Genomic DNA, 8,649 nt, shown 5'->3' with positions numbered 1-8,649 from the left:
CGAAGGACGCGGCGGGCATTGGCCGCCGTCCTGGCTTTGAAAACGCAAATGAACACCCAACGCGTTGCCCGGTCGACGGCCCCGACAAGGTAGCGACGTGCGCTCTCATCGGCCATCCACTGCCCGACAGGGTATGGCGCAGCAATGTCCCGAGAGGGGCGGCAGGTATTTCACATCCCTATCGGCAGCATCCTGCGGATGCGCCTGTCGGGCAACGGATGTGGATGTAGCCGGGCTCATACGCCTTGAAGCCGCTGTGCTTCGGCTTTCCTGCCTTGGCCCTTCATGTCGCGCAGGTTTCCCACGCCATGCCGACGCAGGCAGCGGTCGCGGCCGGAGCGCGAGGCATCCGGGTTCAGGAGCTCGCGCACCCCAGCCGGCAGGTCATCGAGCGATACCAGCAGCGTCGTGCGCAAGCCCACCGCCACGGCCTCTTGCGCGGGCGTCAATGAGGTCTGAAGCCGGCGCGGCGTGTGACCGCGATCCTTAACGCTATCGCGGTGCCGCCGGTTGCAGACGGTCTGTTCGGTGGTCCCGTATCGCTCTGCCAGAATGGAATGGCGGCGGGTTCGTCACTGGCGTGGATGGCCGTCCGAACCGTGGTTGCCTGGCTGTGAAGATGGACCAGCATGGTCGCACCCCGTCCCGAACGTCCCTTGGAACCGCTGTTGCCATGAACAGGAGCTCTGCTGCATAAACTTGGTGAGAGATTCCTGTCGTGAATCCAGCGTGGTAGCTGGACGACATGAGCAGACCCACGCCCCCAACCTACAAGACCGGGAACTGGCCGGCCTGTAACGAAGCGCTCAAGCGCCGTGGCTCGCTGACGATCTGGTTTGACCCAGAGAGGATATGGGATGCTGCGCCGACCGGCAAACGCGGCCGACAGCAAACCCGCAGCGATACCGCCATCCGTTCACTCGATACTTTCATAGCGCGGGCCTCGTATTGTTCCGAATACCTTATGCTATCGTATCAACCTCTAATTTTGCCCACTCCCGTCAAAACCACTTGGCGAGGCGCCCGTGATGATAGTGTCCATAATATGGATATGTTGCGTCTGAAAATGTGCAAACTTATGCGGCACTTTTCATGTTTTGCGTCATCATCTTGTATCTTCGTTTGATTCTTTGCGCTGTAAGCACCTAGCTTGGCAGCAAGAAACCACGCGCAACCAAAAATGCCATCCAAAGTGTTCATTATGTGGATAGCGCGCACGGTATCCACAAATTGGATAGGGCTCGTACATGGAAACCAAACTAGGGACAAGAAAATGAAAATCCGTTCAATGTTACTTCAAGGCGCCGCAGTGGCTGGGGTCGTTGGTTTCAGCTTCACGCTTGGTGCTACGGCAGCGAATGCGCAATCCTCCGTGCCGATCCCCGATGGCGCCAGCGTGTCGATCCCATCGGACGCCACATGCGACATGGACGCCGATGCGGCGGGTGTGTCTGACGATCTGATCAAACTGGGCGCCTTTACGCCCTTGACTGGTCCGGTCGCAGGGCCCGGCCTCGGCGCGTTCGAAGGGCAGGAATATGTTTTCGACAAAGTGAACGCCGCCGGTGGCCTGAATGGCCGCAAGATCAAATTTGAGGCGCTGGACGACCAGTACAGCGCGGCCTACGCACAGCAGCAGGTCCGGCGTCTTGTCGAACGGGAGAAAATCTTCGCGATCTCTGGCGGGATCGGCACGCCAAATTTTGTCGCGGTACTGCCCTACATTGATAAAAACCAGATCCCGTCGATCGGAATGTATGCGCCGGCAGCCGGCAAGGTCGGCACTATGAAGAACCCGCACGTCTACATGATCTGGCCGAGCTTCGTCTCCGAATTCAACGTGGTCGCGGATTATGTGGCCCGCACGGATCCCGATGCCAGCATTGCGCTGCTCATGCAGTCCGGCGACATTGGCAACGATGCTTTGCAGGGCATGGAAGCGGCGCTCGAACGGCACGGGAGGAAGATCGACAAGGTCCTGCGCACCGAAGCCACCACAACCGACTACCTGCCCATCGCTCAAGAGCTGAAAGGGATCGGCGCGGATTGGGTCTTTATGGTCATACAGCCCACCGGTATCGGACAGGCAATCGGCTCTACGATGAAGATCGGGTATAACCCAAAGATCGCCACCCAGTCCGATATGACAGACGAAAGCTTTATCAGTGCGTTCCCCGAGGAAGCAGAGGGGATAACGACTCCCACCAAGGTCGCAGCCCTGACAAGCGATGACCCCAAGGTGCGCGCCTTCGTCGAGGACTTCACGGCGGTGAACGGCAAGGCACCTTCCATGTGGAATGCTGTAGGCTTTGCGCAGGCCATGGTGACAATCGAGGCACTGCAAGGCGCCCCGGCGCTCACGCGTGACTGTCTGGAGTTGGCGCTGCAGCATATGCAAGGCTTCGAAACCGGAGTTCTTCCGCCGGTAACCTTCAGTCCGGACAGCCGGCAGGGCACCAATGCCGTCGGGATTGCGCGGATCGAGGACGGCGTGGTTGGCCAGGTTTCACCCCCCGTACCTGTTCAGTGACTGACGTCAACTCGGGCTTGGAATGGGATAGAATATGACCTTGGATACAGCGCTTCAATTGACCATAGGGGGACTTGTCAGCGGATCTCTTTATGGTCTCGTGTTGATCGGCATCCTTCTGATCTATCGGGTGTCTCGTGTGGTTAACTTTGCCCACGGGCAGATCGGCATGGTGGCGGCCATGTGCGCCTTCTTTCTGGTGCCCTACTTCGGTTTGCCGATTGCAGTGGCGTTAGGACTGGGCCTGGCCGTCGCCGCGTTGGTCAGCTATCTCGTCGACATCCTCGTCATCAGCCGAGTGGCCAAGATCGGGTCGGGCTTTGACCTTATCGCCACTCTGGGCGTGATGATGTTCCTGACCGCGATCGTCGAGCTGGTTGCGAGCCCGAAGAGTTTCAAATTCTTCAGCCTGGGTGCCCAGATCGAGTTCACGTTCCTTGGCGTCTACTTCAACGCCAACGACCTCACTGTCATCGTGACGCTGGCTGTCGTTCTGGGCCTGCTTGCCCTTGTCCTGAACAAGACTGGACTGGGACTGAGTATCCGTGCCGTCGCCATCAGCCCCGAAATCGCCCGCACGACAGGAGTCAACGTTCAGGCCGTGCGTGCGATGGTGTGGGCGGCGGGTGGTGCCATTGCTGGTGTCGCGGCAATCCTCATCGCCAGCAAGGTCACTCTCAATGCCTTTTACATGGCACCGTTTCTGGTGAAGGCATTCGTTGCCGGAATAGTCGGCGGACTGGACCGCTTCGTGCGGCCAATGGCGATCGCTGTGGGGCTCGGCCTCTTGGAAAGTTGGGTCGTTTACTGGCTTGGGGCGGACGCGCGCATTCCGGCGGTATTCCTTCTCATCATCGCCGTGCTTGGCGTCTTGCCGAGCAAATACCTACAAGACTTGGAGCAGAGACCCTAACATGGTTGATATGCAATCGATTGTCCGCTCGGACGTCAGAGGCGGACCAGAAAAGCTACGGCGCATGGCATGGGTAACTGTCGGTTGCCTTTTGGTGCTCGCCCTGCCGTTCATCCTGGAGAGTTACTGGCTCTACCTCGTCGGCGTTACCGCTGTTTACGCCATCGCCGGTCTGGGACTTGTCATTCTCTTTGGCTTCACCGGACAATTGTCGCTGGCGCATGCTTCGTTCTTCGGCATTGGGGCCTATGTCTCGGCGATCGGCGGCGTCCATTACGGCTTGCCGGGTATTGTGACCCTGCCGATCGCATTTGCCATCTGCCTCGCAGCCGGCGCATTTGTCGGCATTTTCGCACTGCGCATTTCGGGGCTTCGCTTCGCCTTGATCACCCTTTCGTTCGGAGAACTGTTCTACTGGGCCAGCGTGCGGTGGTCCGATCTTACTGGTGGCGAACAGGGGCTTTACGCCGAACCCCTGTCGGTAATGGGCATTGATTTTGGCGACCCCATCAACGCCTATTTTCTGTTTGCCGCGCTTGGCCTCCTCGCCACGACGCTTTGCTTCAGGCTACGCGATTCCAGCTTTGGGCGCGCCATGGCGGCGACGCGCGATTCAGAGCTGGCAGCAAGATCCAGCGGTGTCTCGGTGGCGCGCACAAGATACATCGCCTTCATCATCGGCGCCCTGTTCAGCGGAGTGGCGGGTTGGCTGTTTTCCGGACATGTTGGTGCAATCTCTCCCAATTTCTTTGATATGTTCGCCTCGTTGAACATGCTGGTCGCGGTGATCATCGGTGGCGTGAAAACGCCGCTGGGGGCTTGGGTGGGGGCCGCCTACCTGGTCTTCGTTCCCGAACTATTTGGCATGGCTGGCGTCTCGAACCTTTATCCCATTTTGAGCGGTGCGCTGTTGGTGCTGATCGTTCTGCTTTTGCCTGCCGGCATTGTTCCAACATTACGACAGGCCCTGCGACGCCTCGGGACATCACGAGGGGACAAGCAATGAAGACGATCGAGATGCCTCTCGACGGCGATGTGACACTGAACCTCGACAACCTGTCGGTTTCTTTCGGCGGCCTCATGGCGCTCAACGACGTCACGATGTCCTTGAAGCCAAATGTCTGGAACGGGCTGATCGGACCAAACGGTGCCGGCAAGACAACCCTGCTGAATGTCCTCTCCGGCTTCCTTGTACCGACTGGAGGAAGCATCCATCTGGGCGACGAAAATATGACAGGCCAGTCCACTCAAGATTGGGTGCGCCGCGGCATCTTGCGCGGCTTTCAAATGCCTCGTCTGCTTGAAGGCGAAACAGTTTTCGTCAACATCATGCTGGGCCGCCACCGTTTCCTGTCCTCGGGCCTGGGAGCGCAAATCCTGAGACTGCCGCAGTATATGGCGGCTGAAAAAAGGGACCGCGACGTCTGCATGGAGATCGCCGAGCGGTTGTTGCTGGGTGATGTTGTCGGGGAACTCGTCTCCAACTTGACGTTCGGGACCCGCCGGCTGGTGGAGATCGCCCGCCTGCTTGCTGCGGAGCCGAAGATCGCGCTCTTCGATGAGCCGGCGGCAGGCATGGACCCGGACCTGCGCCACGAACTGGTGTCAATTCTGGCTGAAATCCAATCCGCGGGCAAGATCACGGCCGTGCTGGTGGAGCATGACGTGGATCTTGTCAGGCGGCTCTGCCCGGTCAGCCACGTTCTGGATGCGGGCCGTCTGATTGCCCACGGAGCAACCGATGAGGTTCTCGGCCTGCAGCAGGTTCAGCAAGCCTATTTCGGAGTCGATCATGATTGAACTTGAAGATGTAAAGGCTTGGTACGGCGCCTCTCAAGCGTTGTTTGGCGTCACCTTCAGGGTGAAGCCGGGCGAGTTGGTGGCGCTGGTCGGTGTGAATGGCGCCGGAAAGACGACCATCGTGCGGGTGATCAGCGGCCTGGTTCGATCCAGCGGCCAAATTCGTCTCGATGGGCGCGACATCACTGCGACGCCGGCCCATCAGCGTTTTCGTCAAGGCGACATCGCGGTGGTTTTGGAGGGACGAGGTATGTTGCCCGAACTGACGGTCATCGAGAACATCGTCATTGGCCTTGACGGTCGCCACAAGGATCGGCTCGATGAAGTGCTGGAGCTCTTCCCGGTCTTGCGCGCGCGCCACAGCGAGCGCGTGTCGAACCTCTCTGGAGGGGAACAGCAAATGGTCGCGCTGGCGCGTGCCATCGTGCGCCGGCCGCGACTGTTGATTCTCGACGAGCCCTCCCTCGGATTGGCGCCTCTGGTGGTAAACGAGGTTTACGCGACGCTGGAGAAATTGCGCGCGCAATTCGACATGACCATCCTGCTGATCGAGCAGAACATCGCCATGTCACGAAAGGTAGCCGACAGGCTTTATCTGGTACGCTCAGGCCGGATCGCACGGGAACTCGACGCGACGGACGTCAATGCGCTGGAATCATTATCACAGAGTGCTCTGGGAATTGATGGCAATCGCTAGACTCAAACCACATGCACAACGCCCACGGCCCGCCGGGCAAAAGAGGGCGTACGGGCTTGCTCACTTATTCCGGTAATGGGGATCGCGTTATTACGATCTCACAGAAAAATTGCGGCGAAACAAAAACCAAATGCCTCAAAAAGAGTCACAAAAAGGCGGTCTCAAAACATGAGCACGTTGGTTTTGGATCAAAACGATTTGGCATCCGAATGGCGCCCTATAACGCGGAAAGGCGCGGCAGCTTTCTGTATCGGGATGATGCATCCTAAAAAGAACCTGCACGCGCGATGACGATCGAAACTCTAATAAAACCGAGAAGGGAAACGAAATGAAGCATGAAGAATTGGGCTTTTCCGGTCTTGTCGAAGTTGGCGAGAGTATGGCGAGTGGCGCGCTTTCGCCGGTCGAACTGACGGAAGCGATGCTTGAGCGGATTGAACAACTCGACCCGAAAATCAAGAGCTACGCGCGGGTCATGACCGATCAGGCGAGGGAGGATGCCAAACGCGCCGAGACCGAACTGAAGGCTGGCAAGCGCCGCGGGCCCCTGCACGGCGTTCCGGTCGCCGTCAAGGATCTTTGCGATACCAAAGGCGTCGTCACGGCTTTCGGCGTTGCGGGATTTCAGGATCGCATCCCCGAGCGCGATTCCACCGTGGTCAGCAAGCTGCGCGATGCGGGCGCGGTGATACTGGGCAAATTGGAAATGACCGAAGCTGCGCTGATCACCTATGACCCCGGTATCGAGGCGCCAATCGATCCCTGGAAAGAGGACACATGGTGCGGCTGCTCGTCCAGCGGTTCGGGCGTTGCGACCGCCGCCGGCCTGTGTTTTGGCTCTTTGGGAAGCGATACCGGTGGCTCGATCCGGTTCCCCGCTTATTGCAACGGCGTTGTCGGGCTCAAACCGACTTGGGGACGCGTCAGTCGCTACGGCGTTGTCCCGCTCGCTGACACGTTGGATCATGTCGGACCCCTGACCCGCAGGGTCGAGGATGCGGCGGCAATGTTGGGGGCCATCGCTGGCAGGGACGAGAATGATCCGACCAGCCTTTCGGACACGGTTCCGGACTACCTGAGCACCCTGGACCTAGGCGTGAAGGGCATTCGCATTGGCTATGATGAGCAGTACTGCAACAACGGAGTGGAGCCGTCGGTGCAAGCCGCAACCCGGCGCTTGCTGGACATTTTGAAGGAGCGGGGGGCAGAGATCGTTCCCGTCACCATGCCCGACACCGATGAGGCAATTCAGGCCTGGGGAGCAATTCTTAACGCCGAGGCTCTGCTGGCTCACACCGACATGTACGCCGCGCGCCCGTCATCCTATAGTGAAGTCTTGAAGGAGTTCCTCGAGACCGCAAAAACGGTGACCACGCTCGATCTTGCCAAGGCGACCATCACGCGTCGTAAGTTCAGCGGGCAGATCGCCGCACTCTTCCAAAGCGTGGATCTGTTTGTCGCCCCGGTCATGGCCACTGCCGCGCCGTCGCTCAAGGACTTCAACAAGCTTTGCGAACAACCGACCGGCCTGACAGACCTGGTATCCTTCTGCAGCATGCAAGATCTGACTGGCAGCCCAACGCTCACACTGCCCGGCGGGCTTGATGCGAACGGTCGGCCGGTTGGTTGCCAACTGGTCGGACGGCACGTCGAAGAGGGCTTGCTGTTGCGCGCGGGCAAGGCCTATCAGGACGACTTCACCTGGCCCAACCGCCCGCCGCTGGCGATGTGACTTCGCAACCTGCGCCACGAAAGGTGGCATTCTGAAGTTCCAGAACAAGGTCGCCATGCTGCGTTCCCCCTGAACAACACCTTCAGAATATTGTGACGGCCCGATACTGACGATGGTGTCGGGTCGTTTACACCTAAAAAGGCAGCCATTCCCGTTCGGACACCTTTTCGGCGATCAGCCGCGGGCGCAGCAGGTCATCCAGTTCAGGAGGGCGCAGGCGGGTCTTCATGGCGTAGCCGAAATTGGAGAGTTTCGCCGGGCATCATGCGAAATCTTGCCGGCAGTGGTGAGAACGCCGCGAAGGTTCAACACACGATCAATCGTATGGATGTTGCTTAGGGGTGGGCGCGCTGTACTTTAGCTCGCCCGAGGTGCTGAGCCAAGTGGGTGACCGTTTGGCGCAGCGACGATCTGGGCCCCTCGGTGTGGTCAGAATAAAATCTGGAATACTCCCCCGCAGCCGCGCACCCGCTGGTCGGCCCCGTCCGCACTGGGAACTCCCCCTACCTCGGTGGACGCAAACCAAGTCAGGCTCTCAAGCATCGGTTTCGACTAAGGGTGGGTGAGCGCAGGTGGTCAATGCGCGGCCCCTCCTTTGAAATAGGCATATCCACGATATAGATGCATGGTGCCACTGACCTGCCCCCCGCGAAATCCCTCACCGTGATGTAGAGTCTGCGCCAACTCTGAAGGAGCAGACACACGCGAAAGAGCCGTTTCACCGAGGCGCAAATCATTGGAATGACCAAGGAGCAGGAGGCTGGAATGCCGACGGTTGAGGTGTGCCGCAGGCATGGCCTGAGCACGGCGACGTTCTACAAGCTGAAGGCCAAGTATGGCGGCATGGAGGTGTCCGAGGCCGCGAGGCTGAAGGCCCTTGAGGACGAGAACGCCAAGCTCAAGCGCCTGTTGGCGGACACCATGCTGGACAACGTCGTGCTGAAAGACCTTCTGGGAAAGAGCTGACGACATTGACG

At 59.1% G+C, this 8,649-nt stretch carries 6 protein-coding genes and 3 pseudogenes; 8 read left to right on the top strand and 1 reads right to left on the bottom strand.

From position 1 onward, the window contains the following. Positions 1-557 (bottom strand): annotated as a pseudogene (locus ATI53_RS24560) (transposase family protein); the annotation flags it as partial. Between the two features lie 188 nt (positions 558-745). Between ATI53_RS24560 and ATI53_RS22115 the strand changes: the two are divergent. The 8 genes and pseudogenes from ATI53_RS22115 to ATI53_RS22080 all read left to right on the top strand — a co-directional run. Continuing rightward, a pseudogene (locus ATI53_RS22115) lies at positions 746-919 on the top strand (IS5/IS1182 family transposase); the annotation flags it as partial. 354 nt (positions 920-1,273) lie between these two features. Beyond that, the gene (locus tag ATI53_RS22110; RefSeq protein WP_170134647.1) at positions 1,274-2,530 is read left to right on the top strand and encodes an ABC transporter substrate-binding protein; all 1,257 of its coding nucleotides are present in this window, start codon (positions 1,274-1,276) and stop codon (positions 2,528-2,530) included. Positions 2,531-2,564: 34 nt separating this feature from the next. Next, positions 2,565-3,443 (top strand): branched-chain amino acid ABC transporter permease, encoded by an 879-nt coding sequence (locus ATI53_RS22105; RefSeq protein ID WP_009503023.1) that lies wholly within the window; start codon positions 2,565-2,567, stop codon positions 3,441-3,443. Position 3,444: 1 nt separating this feature from the next. Next, positions 3,445-4,449: a branched-chain amino acid ABC transporter permease gene (locus tag ATI53_RS22100; protein WP_111551398.1), complete on the top strand. Its 1,005-nt coding sequence runs from the start codon at positions 3,445-3,447 to the stop codon at positions 4,447-4,449. Next, complete coding sequence (locus ATI53_RS22095) at positions 4,446-5,243, top strand: ABC transporter ATP-binding protein (protein WP_111551397.1); 798 nt, start codon at positions 4,446-4,448, stop codon at positions 5,241-5,243. Before ATI53_RS22100 ends, ATI53_RS22095 begins: the two co-directional genes overlap by 4 nt. Beyond that, positions 5,236-5,940 (top strand): ABC transporter ATP-binding protein, encoded by a 705-nt coding sequence (locus ATI53_RS22090; protein ID WP_009503026.1) that lies wholly within the window; start codon positions 5,236-5,238, stop codon positions 5,938-5,940. The genes ATI53_RS22095 and ATI53_RS22090 overlap by 8 nt, the downstream gene beginning before the upstream one ends. Positions 5,941-6,268: 328 nt before the next feature. Continuing rightward, positions 6,269-7,672, top strand: a complete 1,404-nt coding sequence (locus ATI53_RS22085; protein ID WP_111551396.1) for an amidase — start codon at positions 6,269-6,271, stop codon at positions 7,670-7,672. Between the two features lie 741 nt (positions 7,673-8,413). Beyond that, positions 8,414-8,632, top strand: a pseudogene (locus tag ATI53_RS22080) (transposase); the annotation flags it as partial. Positions 8,633-8,649 lie beyond the last annotated feature (17 nt).

The organism is Salipiger aestuarii (assembly GCF_003259905.1).
Classification (GTDB): Bacteria; Pseudomonadota; Alphaproteobacteria; order Rhodobacterales; family Rhodobacteraceae; genus Salipiger; species Salipiger aestuarii.
This window is presented reverse-complemented; position numbering and strand designations above follow the sequence as displayed.

Excerpts from the sequence above, each read along its gene's own strand:
- ATI53_RS22110 (WP_170134647.1), top strand. The coding sequence starts at position 1,274 with ATGAAAATCCGTTCAATGTTACTTCAAGGCGCCGCAGTGGCTGGGGTC.
- ATI53_RS22105 (WP_009503023.1), top strand. The coding sequence starts at position 2,565 with ATGACCTTGGATACAGCGCTTCAATTGACCATAGGGGGACTTGTCAGC.
- ATI53_RS22100 (WP_111551398.1), top strand. The coding sequence starts at position 3,445 with ATGGTTGATATGCAATCGATTGTCCGCTCGGACGTCAGAGGCGGACCA.
- ATI53_RS22095 (WP_111551397.1), top strand. The coding sequence starts at position 4,446 with ATGAAGACGATCGAGATGCCTCTCGACGGCGATGTGACACTGAACCTC.
- ATI53_RS22090 (WP_009503026.1), top strand. The coding sequence starts at position 5,236 with ATGATTGAACTTGAAGATGTAAAGGCTTGGTACGGCGCCTCTCAAGCG.
- ATI53_RS22085 (WP_111551396.1), top strand. The coding sequence starts at position 6,269 with ATGAAGCATGAAGAATTGGGCTTTTCCGGTCTTGTCGAAGTTGGCGAG.